Source organism: Geodermatophilus sp. SYSU D00758, from assembly GCF_054049955.1.
Genome location: NZ_JBJGYK010000007.1, coordinates 1 through 22,214, shown reverse-complemented (window position 1 = coordinate 22,214; position 22,214 = coordinate 1). Strand labels below are relative to the sequence as shown.

General features: G+C 76.3%; 19 protein-coding genes and 1 tRNA gene. 7 read left to right on the top strand and 13 right to left on the bottom strand.

Annotated features, from left to right (window positions below):
* Positions 1-119: 119 nt before the first annotated feature.
* Genes ACI8AC_RS06865 through ACI8AC_RS06855 form a run of 3 tightly spaced genes read right to left on the bottom strand, consistent with a single transcriptional unit; the run spans position 120 to position 2,958 of the window.
* Positions 120-785 (bottom strand): GerMN domain-containing protein, encoded by a 666-nt coding sequence (locus ACI8AC_RS06865; protein WP_456896484.1) that lies wholly within the window; start codon positions 783-785, stop codon positions 120-122.
* Entirely contained in the window at positions 782-2,239 is a 1,458-nt protein-coding gene (locus ACI8AC_RS06860; protein ID WP_456896482.1) for a sensor histidine kinase, read from the bottom strand. Before ACI8AC_RS06860 ends, ACI8AC_RS06865 begins: the two co-directional genes overlap by 4 nt.
* Complete coding sequence (locus tag ACI8AC_RS06855; protein WP_456896480.1) at positions 2,236-2,958, bottom strand: response regulator; 723 nt, start codon at positions 2,956-2,958, stop codon at positions 2,236-2,238. Before ACI8AC_RS06855 ends, ACI8AC_RS06860 begins: the two co-directional genes overlap by 4 nt.
* 135 nt (positions 2,959-3,093) lie before the next feature.
* Between ACI8AC_RS06855 and ACI8AC_RS06850 the strand changes: the two genes are divergently transcribed.
* Genes ACI8AC_RS06850 through ACI8AC_RS06840 form a run of 3 tightly spaced genes read left to right on the top strand, consistent with a single transcriptional unit; the run spans position 3,094 to position 3,916 of the window.
* Complete coding sequence (locus ACI8AC_RS06850; RefSeq protein ID WP_456896478.1) at positions 3,094-3,438, top strand: STAS domain-containing protein; 345 nt, start codon at positions 3,094-3,096, stop codon at positions 3,436-3,438.
* A 33-nt stretch (positions 3,439-3,471) separates the two neighbouring features.
* On the top strand, positions 3,472-3,639 hold the full coding sequence (locus ACI8AC_RS06845) for a hypothetical protein (protein ID WP_456896476.1): 168 nt from the start codon (positions 3,472-3,474) through the stop codon (positions 3,637-3,639).
* A gap of 25 nt (positions 3,640-3,664) precedes the next feature.
* On the top strand, positions 3,665-3,916 hold the full coding sequence (locus ACI8AC_RS06840; protein WP_456896474.1) for an STAS domain-containing protein: 252 nt from the start codon (positions 3,665-3,667) through the stop codon (positions 3,914-3,916).
* Between the two features lie 91 nt (positions 3,917-4,007).
* On the opposite strand, the gene ACI8AC_RS06835 is transcribed toward ACI8AC_RS06840, so the two are convergent.
* Positions 4,008-4,094: transfer RNA gene (locus ACI8AC_RS06835), tRNA-Ser, on the bottom strand.
* Between the two features lie 171 nt (positions 4,095-4,265).
* Here ACI8AC_RS06835 and ACI8AC_RS06830 point away from each other — a divergent pair.
* Positions 4,266-6,599, top strand: coding sequence for a glycoside hydrolase family 65 protein (locus ACI8AC_RS06830; RefSeq protein ID WP_456896472.1), 2,334 nt, complete (start codon positions 4,266-4,268; stop codon positions 6,597-6,599).
* A 135-nt stretch (positions 6,600-6,734) separates the two neighbouring features.
* On the opposite strand, the gene ACI8AC_RS06825 is transcribed toward ACI8AC_RS06830, so the two are convergent.
* Together ACI8AC_RS06825 and ACI8AC_RS06820 are read right to left on the bottom strand one after the other, a co-directional pair.
* Positions 6,735-7,598 (bottom strand): LLM class flavin-dependent oxidoreductase, encoded by an 864-nt coding sequence (locus tag ACI8AC_RS06825; protein WP_456896470.1) that lies wholly within the window; start codon positions 7,596-7,598, stop codon positions 6,735-6,737.
* Between the two features lie 15 nt (positions 7,599-7,613).
* Positions 7,614-8,027, bottom strand: coding sequence for a TIGR03668 family PPOX class F420-dependent oxidoreductase (locus tag ACI8AC_RS06820; RefSeq protein WP_456896468.1), 414 nt, complete (start codon positions 8,025-8,027; stop codon positions 7,614-7,616).
* A gap of 197 nt (positions 8,028-8,224) precedes the next feature.
* On the opposite strand from ACI8AC_RS06820, the gene ACI8AC_RS06815 reads away from it, so the two are divergent.
* On the top strand, positions 8,225-8,764 hold the full coding sequence (locus tag ACI8AC_RS06815; RefSeq protein ID WP_456896466.1) for a hypothetical protein: 540 nt from the start codon (positions 8,225-8,227) through the stop codon (positions 8,762-8,764).
* A gap of 461 nt (positions 8,765-9,225) precedes the next feature.
* Here ACI8AC_RS06815 and ACI8AC_RS06810 read toward each other — a convergent pair whose 3' ends face one another.
* From ACI8AC_RS06810 to ACI8AC_RS06785, 6 genes are all read right to left on the bottom strand, one after another.
* On the bottom strand, positions 9,226-10,320 hold the full coding sequence (locus ACI8AC_RS06810) for an ABC transporter ATP-binding protein (RefSeq protein WP_456896465.1): 1,095 nt from the start codon (positions 10,318-10,320) through the stop codon (positions 9,226-9,228).
* Positions 10,311-11,336 carry an ABC transporter ATP-binding protein gene (locus tag ACI8AC_RS06805; RefSeq protein ID WP_456896462.1) on the bottom strand — a complete coding sequence of 342 codons (1,026 nt, stop codon included), beginning with the start codon at positions 11,334-11,336 and terminating at the stop codon, positions 10,311-10,313. The genes ACI8AC_RS06810 and ACI8AC_RS06805 overlap by 10 nt, the downstream gene beginning before the upstream one ends.
* Positions 11,333-12,271, bottom strand: coding sequence for an ABC transporter permease (locus ACI8AC_RS06800; protein WP_456896461.1), 939 nt, complete (start codon positions 12,269-12,271; stop codon positions 11,333-11,335). Before ACI8AC_RS06800 ends, ACI8AC_RS06805 begins: the two co-directional genes overlap by 4 nt.
* A gap of 49 nt (positions 12,272-12,320) precedes the next feature.
* Positions 12,321-13,265 (bottom strand): ABC transporter permease, encoded by a 945-nt coding sequence (locus ACI8AC_RS06795; protein WP_456896459.1) that lies wholly within the window; start codon positions 13,263-13,265, stop codon positions 12,321-12,323.
* Positions 13,266-13,268: 3 nt separating this feature from the next.
* Positions 13,269-14,795, bottom strand: coding sequence for an ABC transporter substrate-binding protein (locus ACI8AC_RS06790; protein WP_456896457.1), 1,527 nt, complete (start codon positions 14,793-14,795; stop codon positions 13,269-13,271).
* Positions 14,796-15,067: 272 nt separating this feature from the next.
* Positions 15,068-16,618, bottom strand: coding sequence for an amidase (locus tag ACI8AC_RS06785; RefSeq protein WP_456896455.1), 1,551 nt, complete (start codon positions 16,616-16,618; stop codon positions 15,068-15,070).
* Positions 16,619-16,891: 273 nt separating this feature from the next.
* Between ACI8AC_RS06785 and ACI8AC_RS06780 the strand changes: the two genes are divergently transcribed.
* Positions 16,892-18,112: a saccharopine dehydrogenase family protein gene (locus ACI8AC_RS06780; RefSeq protein ID WP_456896453.1), complete on the top strand. Its 1,221-nt coding sequence runs from the start codon at positions 16,892-16,894 to the stop codon at positions 18,110-18,112.
* Here ACI8AC_RS06780 and ACI8AC_RS06775 read toward each other — a convergent pair.
* On the bottom strand, positions 18,091-20,841 hold the full coding sequence (locus tag ACI8AC_RS06775; protein WP_456896451.1) for a SpoIIE family protein phosphatase: 2,751 nt from the start codon (positions 20,839-20,841) through the stop codon (positions 18,091-18,093). The two genes, ACI8AC_RS06780 and ACI8AC_RS06775, sit on opposite strands and share 22 nt — an antisense overlap.
* Before the next feature lie 166 nt (positions 20,842-21,007).
* On the opposite strand from ACI8AC_RS06775, the gene ACI8AC_RS06770 reads away from it, so the two are divergent.
* Positions 21,008-22,096, top strand: a complete 1,089-nt coding sequence (locus tag ACI8AC_RS06770; protein ID WP_456896449.1) for an EAL domain-containing protein — start codon at positions 21,008-21,010, stop codon at positions 22,094-22,096.
* Positions 22,097-22,214: the final 118 nt, after the last annotated feature.

Sequence of the window (22,214 nt, the reverse complement as noted above, 5' to 3'; positions counted from 1 at the left end):
CGGGTGCCCGCGGAACAGGAAGCCTCACCCGCGTCCAGGGGCCCGTGACGGGGGCATAGCTTCCCATCCCGCAGGACGCTCGGATCCCGCGGACCTTCGGACCCCGCGCACCGGGGGGCTCAGGAGGGCGGTGCGGGGCTCACCGGAGCCGGGCTCGCCGGGGCGGGGGTCGTCGCGACGGGGGTCAGGAACTCGGTGTAGTCCGCCTCGGTGAGGGGCTCGGCGGTCAGCTCGCCCGACGGCAGCGGCGCCTCGACCCGCGCGCCGTCCACGGTCAGCACGACCGCGGAGATGCCGGCGACGCTGGTCGCGGTCAGCACCACCTGGGCCACCGCCCGCCGGCCCGCGGCGCCCGAGGGGACCTGCTCCGAGCCGCTGAGGTCGATGGTCGCCGTCCCGTCGGAGACCTCGACGACGTCGAGCTCGACCTCGGGCGGCAGCGCGGTGGACAGCTGTGCGTCCCGCTCGGTGCTCGTCGGGCCCTCGGCCAGCTCGTCGAGGACCGACTCCAGCCGGTCCGGCAGCGCCCCCGCCAGCACCTCCCGGCCGCGGGGGACGAGCTGGTCCTCCGCGGCGAGCAGGTACACCTCGGGGACGCCGGGCGCGGGGGTGGGCGAGGTGCTGGGTGCCGGCTCGGTCGTGGGCGTGGCCAGCCCGAAGGGGACCTCGGAGGCCGGGATCGGCTCGGCCGGCTCACCGGTGGGCACCCCGCAGCCGGCCAGCAGCAGCACGAGCGCCGCCGGGAGGACCGCTCCCGGGCCCCCGCGCCGGGGACGTGCGGTCACGGCGCTCCCCTGCGGGTGCTCCCCGCCGGGGCGACCGACCCGGCCTCCCCGCCGGGGGCGGTGTCGTCGCCCTGCGGGTCGCCGGCCGGGGTCGCCGGCACCGACAGGTTGAACCGCGCCCCGCCCCCGGGCGCCTCGCTCACCCACGCCGCGCCGCCGTGCCGGGCCGCGGTCTCGGCGACGATGGCCAGGCCGAGCCCGGCGCCGGGCAGCGAGCCGCGGGCGGCGCCGGTGCCGCGGGCGAAGCGCTCGAACACCCGCTCGCGGTCCTCGAGCGCGACACCCGGGCCGGCGTCGTCCACGCTGGTGACGACCGTGTCCCCGGTGCGGCGCACCACCACCGCGACCGCCCCGCCGGCGTGCCGGTCGGCGTTGTCGAGCAGGTTGCGCAGGGCGCGCTCCAGGGCCGTCTTGTCGCCGACGACCGTGGTGTCCTCCCCCTCCGCGGCCCGCAGCAGGCCGGCGTCCCGGCCGGTGGCCGCCAGCGTCTCCCGGGCCAGCGCCGCCATCGACACGGGGACGCCGGTGGCCGGGTCGGGGGCGCCGTCGATGCGGGCCAGCTCCAGCAGGTCGTCGAGCATGTGCCGGAACCGGTCGAGCTCGCGCTCCACCAGCGCGAGGGCCTGGTCGGCCCGCGGGCTGAGCTCCGCCCGCCGCGCGGCGAGCACCTCGACGCTGGTGACCACGCCGGTCAGCGGGCTGCGCAGCTCGTGGCTGACGTCGCCGACGAACCGGGCGTCGCGCTCGATGCGGGCCGACAGGGCGTCGACCATGCTGTTGAACGCCGCGACGATGCCGACCAGGTCGGGGTCCTCCGTGGGCGGCAGCCGGGTGGTCAGCTCGCCGCCGGCGATGCGGGTCGCGGCACCGGCCACCTGCTCCAGCGGGGTGACCGCACGTCGGCTGGCCCACACCCCGAAGGCCGCGCCGGCGGCGGTCGCGACCAGCGCGCCGGCGCCGAGGACGGCGGCCAGCGTCCGCAGCACCTGCTGGAGCTCGGTGAGCCGGGTGACCTCGTAGAACTCGACGTCGGCCGAGGCCACGGGGACGCCGACCAGCAGCGCCGGCACGCCCCCGATCTCCACCCGCGCCGTACCGGCCGACCCGTCCTCGACCAGCGTCTGCAGGGACGTGGGCACGTCTCGGGCGCCGACGTCCAGGCTGGTGGAGTACCAGGAGTCGCCGCTGCGGACGACGACGTCCGCCCCGCCGGAGGGCACCTGCTCGGTGAGCACCTCACCCACCTCGGTCCCGGCGGTGGCCAGCCGGCTGGCCAGCACGTTGGCGTCGGCGAACGCCTGGCGGGTCAGGGAGCGCTCGCGCTGGTCGAGCAGGTAGCCGCGGGCCAGCAGCCAGGTCGTGGTCACCAGGACGGCGGAGACCAGCAGGGTGCCGACGGCGAACCCCAGCACGATCCGCGCCCGCAGCCCCCGCGAACGCAGGGACTCGGTCACTGGGGGTCCAGGCGGTAGCCCAACCCCCGCACGGTCACCACCAGACGGGGGGAGCTGGGGTCGAGCTCGACCTTGGTGCGCAGCCGGCGGATGTGCACGTCGACGATCCGCTCGTCACCGAAGAAGCCGTGCTCCCAGACCCGCTCGAGCAGGGCCTGGCGGCTGAACACCCGCCCCGGCGCGGCGGCGAGCTCGCACAGCAGACGGAACTCGGTGAGCGTCAGGGGCACCTGCTCGTCGCCGCGGTGCACCGTGCCCCGCTGCTCCCTGAGCACCAGCGGCGCCTCGGGGTGCGCGTCGAGGACCGCCTCGTCGGGCGGGAGGTCGGGCGCCGAGCCGCCGCCGGCCCGCACCCGGCGGCGCAGGGCGCGCAGCCGGGCGGTGATCTCCTTGACCTGGAAGGGCTTGGTCACGTAGTCGTCCGCGCCGGCCTCCAGCGCGGCGACGATGTCGTGGGTGTCGGCACGGGCGCTGACCACGATGATCGGCAGGTCGTGCTCGCGGCGGACCTCGCGGATGACGGCGAAGCCGTCGGTGGAGCCGAGCATCAGGTCGACGACCATCAGGTCGGGCGCGGCGACGGCGACCTGGGCGATCGCGTCCTCCCCCGTGGCCGCCTCGGCCACGTCGTAGCCCTCGTCCTCCAGCGCCCAGCGCAGGGCAGTGCGGATCGGGTCGTCGTCCTCGACGACCAGCAGGCGGGGTGGCACCCGGATCATGCTGCCACCGCCCCCTTCCCCGACGCGCTTCCGTCATGGGATCGCAAAGCAACTCCAAGAGGTATCGCAACGTCCTCCCCGGAGGCTGTCGGTACCCGTTCACAGGATCCGGTCACCGACTCCAGGAGGACACCGATGACCACTGCTGCCCGCGCCCGGGCCGAGGTCGAGACGCGCGACGACGTGGTGACCGTCCACCTCGACGACGCGATGCTCGCCGACGGTCTGGCCGACGTGCGGTGGCTGCTGCACGACGCGCTGCTCGCCGGCGCGCGGCGGCTGGTCGTCGACCTCACCGGGGTCGCCCATCTGTCGAGTTCCGCGGTGGCCAGCTTCCTGTGGGCGCACCGCACCTGCCGCGCCCGCGGCGGGGCGGTGGTGCTGCGCGGCGCCAACCGGCGGACCGAGGACCTCCTGCACCGCACCGGCCTGTGGCGTGTGATGCAGCTGGAGCCCGCGCCGAACAGAGCCGTCGCGTGAGCACCGAACCCTCCCCGTCCACGGAGGTGGACCGTGCTCGTCCTGACCGCCCTGATGGCCGTCGTCTGGCTGACCCTCGCCGTCCTCGGCACCGTGCTCACCGGCTGGTTCTGGCTGACCGTCGTCGGCCTCGCCCTGCTCCTGGCCACCGTGGCCGGGGCCGAGGCGCTGTACCGCCCCACGCGGCACCCCGGCACCTGACCGGGGCGGCCGGCCGGGGCCGTCGGTGAGCCCCGACCTGGTCGAGGTCGAGGTCGTGGACCGCAGCGCCGGGCTGATCCGGGTGCGCGGCCCCCTCACCTCGCTCGGCGCCGACCTGCTCCGGGGCACCGCCGACGGGTTGCGCGGCAGCGGCCTGCCCAGGGTGGTGCTCGACCTGCGCGGGGTCCGCGGCGCCGATCTCGGGGCCCTGGACATCCTGCGCGAGATGCGCGACGAGTTCGCCGCCGAGGGCGGGCAGCTCGTCGTCCGCACCTGACCGCGCGGCCCCACCGCACCCCGGCACCGGCCGCCCCGTGGTCCGCATGCCGGACACGGGGCGGCCGCGCGCGGTCGTCCCGCGCTCCGAGCGGAGGGCGTGGGATTCGAACCCACGATGGGTGTCACCCCATAGCGGTTTTCAAGACCGCCGCCATCGGCCACTAGGCGAGCCCTCCCGGCGCCGTCGAGGCTATCCCGGAGGCCGGCCCGCGGCCGTCCGGCCGCCGTCCCGCCAGGACCTCCGCCGTCCGGATCGCGCCGGCGGGCGCCGACCGGTAGGACATGGACCGGGACGCCCGGCCCGGGCGTGCCGTCCCGACCCCGGACGACGCGAGTGAGGACAGCCCGTGGCCGCCCCGACCCTCGACACCGACCCGTGGCAGGTCCGGGAGCCGCACGTGGGCCTCGAGACGCTCGCCGTCGCCGAGTCGGTGTTCAGCCTCTCCAACGGCTACGTCGGGATCCGCGGGACGCTCGACGAGGTGGAGCCCGCCGACATGCGGGGCACGTACCTGTCCGGGGTCTACGAGACGCACCCGCTGTCCTACCCCGAGGGCGGCTACGGGCACCCCGAGGAGGGGCAGGCGCTGCTCACCGTCGCGGACGGGACGCCGCTGCGCCTGCTGGTCGACGGCGTCGCGCTCGACGTGCGCGAGGTCCGGCCGCAGGTCCACGAGCGCACGCTGGACCTGCGGGCCGGCACGCTGGACCGCCGCGTGCGGTGGACGGCGCTGTCGGGCACGTCGGTCGAGGTGTCCTCCCGGCGGGTCGTCTCGCTGGTGGAACGGTCGGTCTGCGCCGTGCGGTACGAGGTCCGCGCCCTGGACGGGCCCGCGCACGTCCTCGTGCGGTCGGAGCTGGCCGCCGGGCAGGTCACGCCCTCGGGCGTGGTGAACGACGACCCACGGGTCGCGGAGTGCCTGGACCGGGCCTTCGAGCCGCACGCGCAGATCGGCACCGCGACCGGTGGCGCCCTCGTGGAGCGGACCCGCCGGTCGGGCATCACGGTCGCCACCGCGGTCGACCACCGGGTCGAGGGCGGGCGGGTCGACTCCCACGCCGACGAGCAGCACGTCGTCACCACGGTCGCCGCCGACCTGCTCCCCGGCGAGAGCCTCACGATCGTCAAGGTCGTCGGGTACAGCTGGTCGCGCGACGCCGGGTCCGACTCCGTCCTCGGGGAGGCGTCGGCCGCCGTCAGCTCCGCGCTCGACCTCGGCTGGGAGCGGCTGCTCGCCGGTCAGCGGGCCGTGCTCGACGAGCTGTGGGAAACGGCGGACGTCGAGGTCGACGGCGACGCCGAGCTCCAGCAGGCCCTGCGCTACGCCGTCTTCCAGCTGTTCTGCTCCGCCGCCTGCATCTCCGACGCCCCCGTCGGCGCCAAGGGCCTGACCGGCATGGGCTACAGCGGCCACACCTTCTGGGACGTCGAGGGGTTCGTCCTGCCCGCCCTGACGCTGCTGCGCCCGGACGCGGCGGCCCGCCTGCTGCGGTGGCGCTCGGCCGGCCTGCACCACGCCCGCGAGCGGGCCGCGACGCTGGGGCTGGAGGGCGCGTGCTTCGCGTGGCGCACGATCAGCGGGCGCGAGGTGTCCGCGTACTGGCCCGCGAGCACGGCGGCGATGCACGTCAACGCCGACATCTCCCGCGCCTTCCGGCTGTACGAGAACGTCACCGGCTCCGACCTCGACTCCGTCGGCGGCCTGGAGGTGCTCGTCGAGACGGCGCGGCTGTGGATGTCCATGGGCCACGAGGACGCCGCCGGTGGCTGGCACCTGTTCGGCATGACGGGTCCGGACGAGTACACCGGGATCGTCGACGACAACGTCTTCACCAACCTCATGGCCCGACGCAACCTGCTGTGGGCCGCCGACGCGTGCCGGAGGCTGGAGGCGCGCGCCTCCGCGCTGGGCGTGGACCACGCCGAGACCGCCGCCTGGCGGGCCGCGGCGCAGGCCGTCCACGTCCCGTGGGACGAGGGCCTGCGGGTGCACCCGATGAACGAGAACTTCACGTCCTACCGCGAGTGGCGGTTCGAGGAGGCGCGCGACTCCTACCCGGTCCAGGAGCACGAGCACTACGCCACGTTCTACCGGCGGCAGGTGCTCAAGCAGGCCGACCTCGTGCAGGCGCTGTGGTGGTGCCGCGACGACTTCACCGCCGAGGAGGTGGCGCGCGACCTGGACTACTACGAGGCGCGCACCGTCCGGGACTCCTCGCTCTCGGCCGCCGTCCAGGCGGTCGTGTGCGCGCAGGCGCAGCACCCGGACCTCGCGCTGCGCTACCTGCGCGAGGCCGCGCTCGTGGACCTGCGGGACGTCCACGGCGCCACCGCCCAGGGGCTGCACATGGCCTCGGTGGGTGGGGCGTGGCTGGCCTTCGTCGCCGGTCTCGGTGGGCTGCGCGAGGACCACGAGGAGCTCGAGCTCGCGCCCCTGCTGCCGGCCTCGCTCGCGCGCACCGCCTACTCCGTCACCTGGCGGGGCAGGCTGCTGCGCGTCGAGACGACGCGGGAGGGCACCACGGTCGCGCTGGTGCGCGGCGAGGAGCCGGTGACCGTCGTCGTGGACGGCGCACCCCTGACGGTCACGGCCGCCGCCCCCGCCTCCGCGCCGCTGCGCGCCCCCACCCCGCTGCTCGACGAGCCGCGGCAGCCCGTGGGCCGCGAGCCCCGCACCTGAGGCGCCCCCGCGGCGGTGATCATGGGGTTCTTGCCACGGGACACGCGGAGGCCGGCGTGTCGACGAGCCAGATCCCCATGATCACCGCGGAGTGGGCGGCGGCGGCGGGACGGCGGGCGGCGGCGTGGCCGGCGATCAGGAGAGCGCGACCTCCGCGAGCAGCTCCACCTGGTCGGGGTCCGGGACCGTCGGGTCCAGCACGAGCTCGTCCACCCCGATCGCCTCGAACCCGGCGATCACCTCGCGGATCGCCTCCGGCGAGCGGTGCGCGCTGCCGGCGATGTACTGCGCGGTCTCGTCCCCCATCGCGGCGTAGTAGTCGAGCAGGTAGCCGCGGGAGCGCTCCTCGGTGTCGCCGAGGCCGAAGTAGTTGAGCGCCACGATCCGCGGGGAGCCCTCCCGGCCGGCCTCCTGCCAGGCCGCCCGGACCCGTTCGACGAACGGCGCGGTCGCCTCCGGTGGCAGCCCCCCGGCGGTCCAGCCGACCCCGTGCTCGACGGTCCGCCGGATCGCCGCGTCGGTGTTGCCGCCGACGAGGACCGGCACCGGGCCGACCCCGGTCTCCGGGGCCGGCGGGCGGGTGCCCTCCGCCAGCGCCTCCCCGGCCCAGGCGCGGCGCAGGTCGGCCAGCTGCCGGTCGAAGGCAGCGCCGCGCCCGCCGAAGTCCCGGCCGGTCAGCGCGTAGTCCCCGGCCCGCCACCCCACCCCCAGGCCGAGGGTCAACCGCCCGCCGGTGAGCTCGTGCACGGTGGCCGCCTGCTTGGCCAGCTCGGCGGTGCTGCGGGCCGGCGCGATCAGCACGTTGCTGAGGAACCGGATCCGCTCGGTCACCGCCCCGGCGGCGGCGAACACCGTCAGCTCCTCGTAGGTCGGGTAGGACACCGCGCCGATCGAGGCCAGGCTGGAGAACCCGGCCGCCTCGGCCCGCCGCGCCCAGTCCAGCAGCTGCCCACCCGTCGTCCCGCGGATGCTGTTGGGCATCCCGATCGCGATCTCCACCCGGACCTCCTCGTGTCAGGACCTGCTCGACCAACCGCTCCAGCGGTCGACGGTGACCACGAGCAGCGGCCCGGACGGCGGCTGCGCGCGGTACTGGGGGTAGCGGGCGGCCAGTGCGGCCAGCCCGGGGTGCGCCGGGTCCGGCGCGTCGAGGACCTCCGCCGTCCCGTCCGCACGCACCCACCACAGCGCGGCCCAGTCCTGCTCGTAGTGGTCGACGAGGAGGGCGCAGCGCGGCTCGGCGCGCAGGTTGGCCAGGCGCTGCAGCCGGGGCGAGCGCTTCGGCTTGGCGTCCACGGCGGTGTAGACGAGGTCGCCCACCGCCGTGAAGGTCACCGGGACCAGGTGCGGGGCGCCATCCGGGCGCACCGTGGCCAGGCGCGCGACGGGGCAGGAGGCGAAGCGCTCCCGGGCCTCCGCCGTCCGCACGGGCCGTTCCTACCGCACCGGCCGCCCCGGCGGGAGTCCGCACCGGCCCGGCTCGCCACGGTCCCCGCGGCCACATGTCGGTGCGTTGACGAAGCCGGCCGATCCGAGGCGGCCGGCCCTCCCGCGGGAAGGAGAGGGAGACCACACCGACGGCCGGGGACGGCGGACGTCCCCGGGCACGCGAGGAGGTTCACCCCATGCGCACCCACCGGACCCGGACCGCACTCACCGGTCTCGCCGCCGCCGTCGTCCTGGGGCTGTCCGGCTGCGGGGACGACGAGCCCGTCGCGACCGGCCCCCAGGAGACCGCCGACGACACGGTGGCGGCGACGGAGGACCCCGTCGACGAGGAGATCGAACCCGGCGGGGAGCTCACGGAACCCGCCTTCGAGGGCGACTACACCGAGGACTTCATCGACCGGGCCGGCGGCTACACCGGGGAGCAGGTGACCCTCCGCGGCACGGTCGGCGAGGTGCTGCAGCCGGGTCTGTTCACCCTGACCTCGACCGAGGACACGAGCGCGGCGCCGATCCTGGTGATCGGCATCGAGGCCCCCGAGTCGATCGACGCGGGCACCCCCGCCCAGGTCACCGGCACCCTCATGGAGGGCTTCGAGGTCACCGACGTCGAGGACCAGCAGGGCGTCGACCTCGACGACCCGCTGTTCGAGCAGTACTCCGGCCAGCCGTACCTGAACGCCGACAGCGTCGAGCTGCAGGAGGACCCGGACGCGTGAGGACGGGCCGCGGCGCGGCGGGGGCCGTCCTCGCCGTCGCGGTGCTCACCGGGCTCGCCGCCTGCGGGAGGGGGAACCCGAGGCCACCGAGCCGGTGCCGTCGGTCTCCCTCGGGCAGGACGCCGGGGAGGGGACCGGGCCGGGCACGGCCGCCCCCGCGCCGGACCTCGCGGGCGACCACGGCCCGGCCGTCCTCGACCGGGCCGGCGAGCTGGCCGGGAACCGGGTGGCGCTGCCCGGCGAGCTCGCCGAGGTGGTCCACCCCGGCGTGCTCGCGCTCAGCGCCCCGGACGCCACGGAGGTGGAACCGCTGCTCGTGGTCACCGACGACCCGCCGCCGGCGGCGCAACCCGGCACCCCGGCCGGGTCACGGGCACCCTGGTCGACGGCGCGGGCGAGCCCGGCAGCGCGGCCGCGCCCGACCTCGACGGCCCGCTGTTCGAGGGGTACGCCGCCGACGTCTACCTGGTCGCGGACTCGGTGGAGGTGCGCGGCGGCTGACCGGCGGCGCCGTCCGCCTCGGCCGCCACCGGCGTGCCCACCACGCCGTGCAGGTGGCAGGCGGCCACGTGACCCGGCGCCGACCCCACCGGCTGCAGCGCCGGGTCGACGTCGGGGCAGGGCTCGAAGACGTCGGGGCAGCGGGTGCGGAAGCGGCACCCGCTCGGGACGGCGGCCGGCGAGGGCACGTCGCCGCCGAGCACCACCCGCTGCCGGGACCGCTCGAGCTCCGGGTGCGGCACGGGCACCGCCGACAGCAGCGCCCGCGTGTAGGGCATCTGCGGGTCACCCGCGACCGCCGCGGCCGGACCCACCTCGACGATCCGCCCCAGGTACATGACGGCGATGCGGTCGGAGATGTGCCGCACCGCCGACAGGTCGTGCGAGACGAACAGCAGGGTCAGGCCCAGCTGCCGCTGCAGCCGGCGCAGCAGGTTGAGCACCTGGGCCTGCACGCTCACGTCGAGGGAGGCGATCGCCTCGTCGCACACCAGGAAGTCCGGTTCCCCGGCCAGCGCGCGGGCGATGCCCACCCGCTGCCGCTGCCCGCCGGAGAACTCGTGCGGGTAGCGCCCGGCGACCGCGGGGTCCAGCCCCACCAGCTCGAGCAGCTCGCCCACCCGGGCCGCGCGCTCCCGCCGGTCCCCGGCCAGCCCGTGCACCTCCAGCGGCTCCGACACCGTCTGCGCGACGGTGCGGCGGGGGTCGAGGGAGGCGAACGGGTCCTGGAACACCATGCCGGCGCGGCGGCGCAGCTCCCGCAGCCGCCGCCGGTCCAGCGCGGTGACGTCGATGCCGTCGAAGGTCACCCGGCCCCCGGTCGGGGGCACGAGGCGCAGCAGCGCGTTGCCCAGGGTCGACTTGCCGCAGCCGGACTCGCCGACCAGCCCCAGCGTCTCGCCGCGGTACACGTCCAGGTCGACGCCGTCGACGGCCCGCACCACCCCGATCGGCCGCCGGCGGAGACCGCTGCCGCGGATCGGGAAGTGCACCTCCAGCCCGCGCGCGGAGACCAGCACGTCCCGCTCGGGCTCGGCCCGCTTGGTCAGGTCCATCCCGCCCCCTCCCGGCACCAGGTCGCCGCACGGTGCGGGAGCCCGTCGCCCTTCCGGAGCAGCGATCCCCCCACCACCTCCAGGGGCGGCTGCTCGGTCTCGCACCGCGGGTCCGAGCGCACCGGGCAGCGCGGCCAGAACACGCACCCCTCCGGCAGGTCGGTCGGCGGCGGGGGGACGCCGGGCACCGTGGCGAGGTCGGGCACCTCGCCGTCCCCCGTCTCCTCGGCCAGGTCGGGCAGCGCGCCGAGCAGGCCCCGCGTGTAGGGGTGGGCCGGGCGCTCGAGGACGTCGTCCACCGTGCCGTCCTCCACGCACCGGCCGCCGTACATGACCAGCACCCGGTCGGCGATGCCGGCGACCACCCCGAGGTCGTGGGTGATCCACACGACCCCGGTGCCGTGCTCCTCCTGCAGGCGGTCCACCAGCTCGATGATCTGCGCCTGCACGGTGACGTCGAGGGCGGTGGTGGCCTCGTCGGCGATCAGCAGCGCCGGGGAGTTGGCCAGCGCGATGGCGATGATGACCCGCTGCCGCATACCGCCGGAGAGCTGGTGGGGGTAGCGGTCCACGGCGCGGTCGGGGTCGGGCAGCCCGACCTCGCGGAGCAGCTCGACCGCGCGCTGCCGGGCGGCGGCCTTGGAGACCTCCCCGTGCGCCCGCACCGCCTCGGCCAGCTGGCGGCCGATGGTGAGCACCGGGTTCAGCGAGGTCATGGGGTCCTGGAAGACCATGCCGACGCCCGGCCCGCGGACCTCCCGCAGCCGGTTCTTCGACATGGTGAGCAGGTCCTCGCCCTGCAGGGCGGCGCGGCCGGTCACCGTGGACGTCCGGGCCGGCAGCAGGCCGAGCAGCGCCAGGACCGAGACGCTCTTGCCGCTGCCGGACTCCCCCACCACGGCCACGGTCTCGCCGCGGCCGACGGTGTAGCTCAGCCCGTTGACCACGTGCGCCGTCCCGCGCGGGGTGCGCAGGTCCACCCGCAGGTCCTCGACCTCCAGCACCGGCTCGCTCACCGGCCACCCCCCATCGCCGTCCGCTGCCGGGGGTCGAGCACGTCGCGCAACCCGTCGCCGAGCAGGTTGAAGCACAGGACGACGAGGAAGATCGCCATGCCCGGGAAGAAGGCGATCCACCAGGCCAGCTCGATGTAGCCGCGGCCCTCGGCGAGCATCAGCCCCCACGAGGGGTTCGGCGGCTGGGTGCCCAGGCCGAGGAAGGACAGCGCCGCCTCGGCGAGGACGGCGAAGGCCAGGCTGATCGAGGTCTGCACGATGATCGGCGGCGCGGCGTTGGGGAGGATGTGCCGGGTCAGGATGCGCCAGTCGGAGGCGCCGACCGAGCGCGAGGCCCGCACGTAGACCTCCTCCCGCACGCCGAGCACGCTGGCCCGGGTCACCCGCGCGAAGATCGGCACGTAGACGACCGCGATGGCGACGGCGGTGTTGGTGGGCCCGGGCCCGCGGACGGCGAGCACCGCGATGGCCAGCAGCACCGCCGGGAACGCGAAGATCACGTCCATGAACCGCATGAGGACGTCGTCGACCCACTTGCCGTAGTAGCCGGCGAGCAGGCCGATGAGCGTGCCCACGACCAGCGCGATGCCGACGGCGGTGAACCCGACCCGCAGGGACACCGAGGCGCCCAGGATGATCCGGCTGAGGATGTCGCGGCCGAGGTCGTCGGTGCCGAGCCAGTGCTCGGTGCTCGGCGGCTGCAGCCGGTCCTCGACCGAGATCTCGTTCGGGCCCTCGGGGGCCAGCTGCTGGTCGAAGACGGCCACGAGCCCGACGAGCACGAGGACCGTCGCGGCGCCGGCGGCGGTGGGGTTGCGGGCCAGCAGCCCGAGGGTCTCCCGCCAGCGCGGGCGGGCCGGGCGCAGCGAGGGCTCGCGGCCGGCCTCGGTCGCGGTGGGGCTGGCCGCCGGTTCGGGGTAGGGGGCGCCGGTCATCGCAGCAGGCCTCGGCTGTGTGTCATCCGCAGCAGGCCTCGGCTGTGTGTCATCGCCGGGCGATCCTCGGGTCGATCACGCTGTACAGCAGGTCCACCACCAGGTTGATGAGGAGGAAGACCAGCGCGAACAGCAGGACGGCGCCCTGCAGCACCGGGTAGTCGCGGGCCTGCACCGACTGCAGCGCCAGCTGGCCCAGGCCCGGCCAGGCGAACACGATCTCCACGACCACCACCCCCGACAGCAGGTAGGCCAGCTGCACGCCGGTGACGGTGACCAGCGGCAGCAGGGCGTTGCGCAGCACGTGCCAGCCGAGCACCTGGCGGGTCGGCATGCCCTTGGCCTGCGCCGTCCGCACGTGGTCCTGGCCCAGCACCTCGAGCACGCTGGAGCGCACGAACCGGGTGATGACCGAGCCGGAGACCACGCCGGTCACGATCGCCGGCAGGATCAGCCGCTGCAGCCAGCCCAGCGGGTCCTCGGTGATGGGCACGTACCCGCCGGAGGGCAGCCAGCCCAGCGTCCCGGCGAAGATCAGGATGAGCACGATCGCCATCCAGAAGTCCGGCACGGAGATGCCGAACTGGCTGAGCACGGTGGCGCCCCGGTCGACCACCGAGCGCGGGCGCAGCGCCGAGATCGTGCCCAGCGGGACGGCGATGAGCAGCGCCACCAGGATCGAGGCGAACGCCAGCGTGAGGGTCGCCGGCAGCCGCTCCAGCACGAGCCGGGTGACCGGCTCGCCGCTGCGGAAGCTCACCCCCAGGTCGCCGGTCAGCGCGTTGCCGGCCCACGTGAAGTACTGCTGGAGCACCGGCTGGTCCAGGCCGGAGCGCTCGAGCAGCGCGTCGTAGGTCTCCTGGGAGAAGCGGGTGCCCAGCGCGAGCCGGATCGGGTCGCCCGGCACCAGCTGGAGCAGCCCGAACACGACCACGCTGACGCCGACCAGGACGACGGCGGCCTGGCCGACGCGGCGCAGCAGGTAGCCGCCCACGGCTCAGGGCAGCTCGACGTTCTCGAAGTTGATCGCCTTGTCGGGTCGGATCTGGTACCCGGTCAGCTCCGGCGCCCAGGCCTGCACCACGTTCGGGTTGTACAGGTAGAGGTAGGAGACGTCGTCGACGATCAGCTGGACCGCCTGGTGGTACAGGTCGCGCCGGGTCTCCTCGTCGGTCTCCGTGGCCGCCTCGTTGAGCAGCCGGTCGACCTCGGGGTTGCTGTAGCCCTGGTAGTTGCTGGACCCGTCGGTGATGTGCTGGGCGTGGTAGTAGTCGAACGGGTCGATGTTGCCCAGCCAGCCGAGCATGAAGGCGTCGAAGTCGCCCTGGGCCTGCCGGTCGAGCCAGGTGGCGAAGTCCAGCGTCTCGACGTTGACGTTGATGCCGATCGGCTCGAGCTGGCTGGCGATCACCTGCGCGGCGGTCACCGTCTCGGGGAACTCGTCGGTGACCATCAGGCCCATCTCGATCGGCAGCGGCACGCCGGACTGCTCGAGCAGCCGGCGGGCGGCCTCCTGGTCGGTGTCGAAGGGCGCGTAGTCCGAGGCGTAGAAGTTGTCCTCGGGGATCGCGGTCTGGTTCGGCTGGGCCGCCTCGAAGCGGGCGGCCTCGGTGACCGCGGCCCGGTCGACGGCGGTGGCGACGGCCTGACGCACCTGCGGGTTGTCGAACGGCGGCCGGTCGTAGTTCATCGTCATGTACCAGTAGTCGACGCTGGGGATGCTCTGGAGCTCGACGCCCTCCTCGCTCTCCAGCGCGCTGACCTGCTGCGGCGGGATGTTGTCGGTCCAGTCGACCTCGCCGTTCTGCAGGGCGGTCAGCGCCGCGGCCGGCTCGGTGATGTAGCGGAACTCGACCCCGTCGATCGTCGGCGTGCCACCCCAGTAGTCCTCGTAGGCGGTGAGCACGGTGCTGCCGGCGTCGGAGCTCTCCAGCTGGAACGGCCCGGTGCCGATCGCCTCGGTGGTGAGGTCGACCTGGTCGGCCGCGCCCTCCGGGAGGATCGCCATGCCCTTGAAGCCGCCGATGAGCGCGGGCAGGTTCGGCGTCGGCTGGGTGACCCGGATCTCCACCGTCCGCGGGTCGACGGCCTCCACCGACTCCACCGTCGCGAAGCGGTAGGCGTTGTTCAGCTGCTCGTCGATGATCCGGTTGTAGGAGTAGACGACGTCGGCGGCGTCGAACTCGCTCCCGTCGTGGAAGGTGACGTCGTCCCGGAGCGTGAAGGTCCAGGTCAGCTGGTCCTCGCTGGTCTCCCACTCGGTGGCCAGGCTGGGCTCCATCGTGAGGTCCTCGGCGTTGGGGACCACGAGGGTGTCGTAGACGTTCTCCAGCACCTGGAAGCTCGGGTAGGCGCTGGTGACGTGCGGGTCCAGCTGGTCGGGCTGGGCGCTCACCGCGGCCACGAGCACGTTCTCGCCCCCGCCGCCCCCTCCCCCGCCGGTGTCGACGCTCTCCCCGCCCGAGCAGGCGGTGAGCAGCAGGGCGCCGGCCGCGACCGACGACAGGGTTCGGGGAGCGCGCACGGGGACCTCCGGGGGCTCGGCGGTTCGTCGTCCGCCCTCGACACTGGCCCCCTGGCGCCCACCTCGCAGGTCGAAGCGGTGATCGTTGCCTGCCCGTGATCGTTGCGCACGACCGGGCGCGGCACCCCTGTCCGGCCCCGCCGCCCCTCCCCGCGGTGATCACGGGCGTCTTGCAGGGGACACGGGTCGACACGCCGCGCGGGCGTGCCGGAAGCCCGTGATCACGCCGGGCAGGGGCAGCGGCCCCGGCGGCGGCTCAGGCGGGGGGCGGCTCAGGCGGGGGCGGCCGCGCGGTCGCCCGGGCGCGGGAAGCCGCCGACGAGCTGCTCGAAGGCGTGCGCGACCCGCAGGCAGGTGGCGTCCTCGAACCGCCGGCCGACCAGCATCATGCCGACCGGCAGGCCCTCCGACAGCCCCGCCGGGACGCTCGTCGCCGGGTGACCGCTGACGTCGAACGGCGCGCAGTTGACGATCATCTCCAGCCCGCGGGCGATGCGGATCTCGAGCGGGTCGTCCGGCGCGGGGATCTCCGGGGCCACCATCGGCACCGTGGGCAGCACGAGCAGGTCGACGTCGGCCAGCGCCCGGTCGTACTGCCGGCGCACCTCGGCGGCCAGGTTCTGGGCCATGGCGTAGTGCCGGGTCTGCTCCTGCTCGGCCGACCACCGGCCGGCCAGCGCGACGAGGGTGACCGTGGGCGACCAGCGGTCGGTCACCTCCCGCCGGCGGCGGCCGTAGTGCGCGACGAGCTCGGGGTCGTAGCGCCCCTCCCAGTTCTGGCCGTACCCGTTGCCCTCGATCATCTGCGTGGTCGCGCCGTCGGTGGCGATGACGTTCCAGACGTGCAGCGCGTGCCGGTGCCAGGGCAGCTCCAGCTCGACGACGTCGATGCCGAGCTCGCCCAGCCGCCGGGCGGCGGCCCGCACGGTGTCGTCGACTCCGGGCTCGGACAGCTCCGCCCAGCCGAAGCCGTCGGTCAGGACCCCGACGCGCAGCCCGCGGACGTCGCCGTCCAGGGCCGCCGCGTAGCCGCCCGCCTGCAGGTCGGCCGGTTGCCGGGGGTCGTGCCCGTCGCGCCCGGCGAGGACGTCGAGCATCGTCGCGGCGTCGGCCACCGTGCGGGTCATCGGGCCGAGGTGGTCGAGGGTCAGCTCGATGGGGAACGCGCCGGTGTAGGGCACCAGGCCGTGGGTGGGCTTGTGCCCCACGATCCCGCAGAACGCGGCCGGCATGCGGATCGACCCGCCCTGGTCACCGCCGACGGCCAGGTCCACCGCGCCCGAGGCGACCAGCGCGGCACTGCCGCTGGAGCTGCCGCCGGTGGTGCGCGTGGGGTCCCACGGGTTGCGGACCGGGCCGGTCACCGACGTGTGGCTGCCGCCGGAGAAGCAGAGGTCCTCGCAGACCGCCTTGCCGGTGATGCGGGCCCCGGCCTCGAGCAGCCGGGTGACGACGGTGGCGTCCTCGGCCGGCACGAACCCCTCGACGGTGTGCGAACCGTTCATCATGGGGACGCCGGCGACCGCCACGTTGTCCTTGACGGCGACCGTGCGGCCGGCCAGGGGACCGGAGTCGGCGCCCCTGATGTCGGTGGTGACGTACCAGGCGCCCAGCGGGTTGTCGGCGTCGTCCGGCCGGTTGCTCGGCCGGTCCACCGGCGGCTGCCGCTCCAGCGTGGCGTGCAGCTCCTCGACCGCGTCGTAGGAGGACAGCGCACCGGCCACGAGCGTGGTCCAGGTCGCCACCTCCCCCGGCGGCAGCTGTATCCCGTAACCGGCCGCGAGCGCGGTCACCTGGTTCTCGTCCGGCGGTCGTACGGGCACGGTGGGCCTCCTGGAGCGCGGGAGGCCGACGCTAGCGACCCGTCGCGGCCCGGTCCATCCCGGCGGCGGTCGTCCGGCCGTCCGGTCGTCCGGTAGCGGCCGCCCCCTCCTCCGCCGTGATCATGGGGTTCTTGCCCGCGGACGCACCGGGAGCGGCGCGTCGACGAGCAAGAAGCCCATGATCACCGCGGGACGGGCCGGGACCCGGGGAGGCGCGGCGGCCGGCCCGGGGCGCGGGAGGCCGGGTGCTGCCGTCCGGGCGAGGATGGCCGGGTGACCCCCACCTCCGACGTCGTCGTCTACGGCGCCACCGGGTTCGTCGGCCGCCTGCTCGCCGAGCACCTGGCCGTGCACGCCCCCTCCGGCACCCGCGTCGCGCTGGCCGGGCGCTCGGAGCAGCGGCTCGCCGAGGTCCGGGCCGGGCTGCCGCCGGCCGCGCACGACTGGCCGCTGGTGGTCGCCGACTCCACCGACCCGGACTCCCTGGCCGCCATGGCCGCGGGCACCCGGGTGGTGGCCACCACGGTCGGCCCCTACGCGCGGTACGGCCTGCCCGTGGTCGAGGCCTGCGCCCGGGCCGGGGCGCACTACGCCGACCTCACCGGCGAGGTCCTCTTCGTCCGGGAGGCGACCGACCGCTACGACGCGGCGGCCCGGGACAGCGGGGCCCGCGTCGTGCACGCCTGCGGGTACGACTCGGTGCCCTCGGACCTCTCGGTGCTGCTGCTCGCCCGGCGGGCCGCGGCCGACGGGGCGGGCGGGCTCACCGATGTCCGCCTCGTGGCCACTGCACGCGGCGGGGTCAGCGGCGGCACGATCGACTCGCTGCGCGGCCAGCTGGAGGCCGTGCGGCGGGACCCTGCCGCGCGCCGGCTGGCGGCCGACCCCCACGCCCTCTCCCCCGACCGGGACGCCGAGCCCAGCACCCGCCAGCCCCCGGACGCCGGGCCGCCGGCCCGCACCCGCGACGGCGTCTGGACCGCACCGTTCGTCATGGCGCCGTTCAACACCCGGGTCGTGCGCCGCAGCAACGCCCTGCAGGACTGGGCCTACGGCCGCGGCCTGCGCTACGGCGAGGTGATGGGGTGCGGGCGCGGCCCGGTCGGCGCGGCCTCCGCGGCGGCCCTCACCACGGGGCTGGCCGCCGGTCTGGCCGCGATGAGCCTGCCGCCGGCCCGCGCGCTGCTGGACCGGGTGCTCCCCGCCCCCGGCAGCGGGCCGGGCGAGCGGACCCGCAGCCGGGGTTGGTTCCGGATGGAGGTGGACGCGCAGACCGAGAGCGGCCGCCGGTACCGGGCCACCGCGGCCGGCCCGGGGGACCCGGGGTACGCCGCCACCGCCGTCATGCTGGGGCAGGCCGCCCTGGCGCTGGCCGGGGACGGCGACCGGCTGCCGGAGCGGGCCGGGTCCCTCACCCCGGCCACCGCGCTCGGCGAGGCGCTGGTCGAGCGGCTGCGCGCCGCCGGCCACACCTACGAGGTCGGCGAGGGCTGATCCAGCCGCAGGGCGAGCAGCGCGACGTCGTCCTCGGCGTCGGGGAGGAACAGCTCGGCGAGCACGCGGTCGCACAGCTCCCCCAGCGGGAGGTGCGCGTGCGACCGCAGGGCCGCGACCAGTGCGGCGGTGCCGGTGTCCAGGTCCCGGTCGCGCCGCTCCACCAGCCCGTCGGTGTGCAGCAGGAGGGTGCTGCCCGGGGGCAGCGCGCTGACCCGGTCGGTGCGCGGGGCGGCCGGGTCGACGCCGAGCAGCAGGTCGGCCGGACGGCCGTCGAGCACCTCGACCCGGCCGCCGGGCGCCACCAGCAGCGGCGGCGGGTGGCCGGCGCTCGACCAGCGCAGCCGGGCGGGGACGCCGTCCGGGTCGCCGTCGCCGGTCTCGAGCCGCGCCACCAGGGCGGTCGCCAGCGTCTGGAGGTCCAGGCCGTCGACGGCGCGGTCCAGCTGGGTGAGCACCTGAGCGGGTGACCCGCCGCCGGCGTAGCTGATGCCGCGGAGCAGGCCGCGCAGCTGCCCCATCGCCGCCGCCGCGCGGCTGTCGTGGCCGGCGACGTCACCGATGGCCAGCACCGTGGTCCCGCCGGGCTCGAGGAAGGCGTCGTACCAGTCGCCGCCGATCTCGGCCCCGGCGGCCGCGGGCACGTAGCGCACGACGATCGAGCAGTGCCGGGTCCGCGGCGGCGCGGTGAGCATGCTGTGCTGCAGCGCGCCCGCCAGCTCTCGCTGCTGCCCGTGCAGGCGGGCGTGGTGCAGGGAGAGCCCCGCCCGCCGGCCGATCTCGGCCGCGGTCTCCACCTGCGCGTCGGTGTGCGGCCCGCGGCGGTCGTCGCAGAACAGGCCCAGGGCGCCCAGCGTCTGCCCGCGCGCCGTCAGCGGGACGATGACCCCGGAGGCGAGGCCGAGCCGGACCGCCAGCTCGCGGGTCGCCGGGTCGGGCAGGGCCCGCTCCAGGCGCTCGGCGCCGATCCGCGGCAGCCGCAGCGGCCGGCCGGTGCTGGTGACCACGCGGGCGGCCGCCTGCTCGGTCATGCCGACGACCATCTGCCGGACGTAGCGCTCGAGCTCGGCGCGCAGCCCCGGGTCGCGGTGCGCCGAGGCCAGCTCGTGGTGCCGGCCCTGCTCGTCGGTCACGACCAGCCAGCACCAGTCCCCGAGGGCCGGGACGACCAGGTCGGCCAGCTGCCGCACCTGCGCGGTGACCTCCAGGCTGCCGGAGAGGACCCGGCCGGCGTCGGCCAGCAGCTGCAGCCGCGCGGTGGCCTCCCGCATGGCGGCGACCGCCTCGCCGCGGGCCGCGTCGGCGTGCAGCCGCGACGAGGTCAGCGCGATCTGCGCGGCGAGCGCCTCGAGCAGTTCGACGTCCTCGGCGCGGAAGGCGTGGTCGGTGCTCCAGACGACGACGAACGAGCCGACCGGCCGCCCGCCCACCCGCAGCGGCAGGGCGGCCAGGGCGCGGACGCCGAGCACCGCCTGCACCCGGTCCATCGCCGGGAAGCGCGCGACGGCGGCCGCGGCGTCGGGGAACAGCAGCGGTTCCCCGTGCCGGGCCACCCACTGGGTGGGCAGCTCGTCGTCCAGCGGCACCTGCAGCCCGTCCTCCGGCAGGTGGACGTCGGACGCGCCGGCCACCGTGTCGGCGAGGCGGCGGGACAGGTGCGCGTACAGCCTGCCGTCGCGGGGGTCGACGACGGCGAGCCCGACGGCGTCCGCCCCGAGCACCTCCGCGCCCCGCAGGGCGATCTCGGCCAGCTCGGCCATGCGGGTGCCGTGCGCGAGCTGCGCGGCGACCTCGGCCACGGCGGCCGCCCGGCGGACGGCGGAGAGCTGCCGCTCGGCCTGGTCGCGGGCGTCGGTGACGTCCACGACCGTGCCCAGGATGCGGTCGGGCTCGCCGTCCGGGCCGGTCAGCACCCGGCCGCGGCTGATCGTCCAGCGCACCCCGCCGTCGGCCCGCACCACCCGCAGCTCGACCGTGTACTGGGCCCGAGCGGCCACGGCCGCGCCCATCGCCTCGCCGGCGCGCTCCCGGTCCTCGGGGTGCACGTGCTCGGCGAAGAGCCGGTCCAGGGGCAGCCTCGCGGCGTCGTCCAGGCCGAAGATCGCCGCGCAGCGGGCGTCCCAGTCGATGTGCCCGGCCCGCAGGTCGACCTCCCAGATGCCGACGGACCCGGCCTCCAGGGCGACGTCGAGGCGCGTCAGGGAGGCGTCGACGGCCGCGCGGACCGCCGGCAGCTCGAGCTCGGCGACCACGGAGTCGGCGAGCGCGGCGAGCAGCGCGGGTTCGCCCTCCGCCCAGGCCCGCGGCAGGGCGTCGTGCACCGACAGCGCCCCCACCACCTCCCCCGCGGCGGTGGTCAGGGGGACGCCGAGGTAGGCGCCGAGCCGGCCGGCGCGCACGCCGGGCAGACCGGCCGCCACCGGATCGGCGGCGGCGTCGGCCACGACCAGCGGCGCACCGCGGCGGACCGTCTCGACCGCCAGGGACCCGGTCAGCTGCGCCGGGCCGCCGACCGTCTCCGGCGACAGCCCGTACCCGCCGACGACCACCGGCCGGTCGGTGACCAGCGTGACCGTGGCCCGCGCGGCGCCCAGCAGCCGCGCGGCCAACCCGGCCAGCCGGTCCGACGCGACCGGGCCGGGCACCCCCGCCAGCAGCCGGCGGGCCGCGGCGACACGACCGGGGTCGCCGCGGACACCGGACTCCTCGGCCGGCGTCGCGGGGAGCATGGCCCCTCCTCGGCGGTCGTACGGGACACGGGGGCTCCGCGTGGCCGTCATGCTGGCACGGGGAGGGCCCCCGGACCGGAACCGCCACCACGAGCGGTCCCACCCGGGCGGGTGAGGCCCGGCCCCGCGGCGTGGCGCGGCGCCCGGCCCGTGCCGATGGAGGGGCATGGCCGCCCCCTCCGCCGCCACGCTGCCGGACTGCCGTCCGCTCCTGGCCGACCCCGACGACCTGACGCTGGTCTTCCAGCCCGTCGTCGACCTCGCCGGGGCCCGGGTCGCCGGGTACGAGGCGCTGTCCCGCTTCCCCGGGACGGCCGGGCCGGACGTGTGGTTCGCCGCCGCCGCGGACCTCGGGCTGGCCGCCGAGCTCGAGGCGCTGGCGATCGCCAAGGCGCTGGCCGTCGTGCCGCAGCTGCCCGAGGACACCTTCCTGACCGTCGACGTCAGCCCGCACCTGCTCGGCAGCGGCCCGGTGCAGGACGCGCTCGACCGGCGTCCCGACCTCGCCCGCGTCGTCCTCGAGCTGACCGAGCACGTCCCCGCGGCGGACCTGGACCTGGTGCGCCGTCTGTCCGACGAGCTGCGGGCCCGCGGTGCCCTGGTCGCGCTGGACGACGCCGGCGCCGGCTACGCCGGCCTGCAGGCGATGACCGTGCTGCGGCCCCAGCTGGTCAAGCTCGACCGGGCGCTGGTCTCCGGCGTCGACACCGACCCGGTGCGCAGCGCGCTGGCCGAGCTGGTCGGCGAGTTCGCCGGCCGCATCGACGCCCGGCTGCTGGCCGAGGGCGTGGAGACCGCCGGCGAGCTGGCCGCCTTCGCGCGGCTCGGCGTCCCGCTCGCGCAGGGCTGGCTGCTGGGCCGGCCCGCCCCCGGCTTCGCCCCGCTGGCGCCCGAGGTGACCCGGCTGGTGCAGGCCCAGGTCGCCCGCGGCCGGCTCACCGACAGCGTGGCCGGCCTGGTGCGCCCGATGCGCCGCTGCGACGCCGGCGAGCCGGCCGGCGCCCCGCCGGCCGTGCTGCTCGGCCCGCTCGGCGAGCCGGTGGGCCTGCTGCTGGCCGACCCGCGGACCGGCGAGACCTACACCGCGCCGGTCAGCCTGCGGGTGCACCCCTCCGCCGGTGTCCCGGAGGTGCTGCGCCGGGCGCTCACCCGGCCGCCGGCGCACCGGTTCGAGCCGGTGCTGTGCACCGACCCGGCCGGCGCCGTCGTCGGCCTGCTGCGCGTCGAGGACCTCGCCGCCGCCCGCCCGGTCTGAGCGGCCGCCCGGGTGGAGGGGGGGGGGGGGGGGGGGGGGGGGGGGGGGGGGGGCGGGGGCGGGGGGGGGCGCGGGGGGGCGGGGGGCGGGGGGGGGGGGGGGGGGGGGGGGGGGGGGG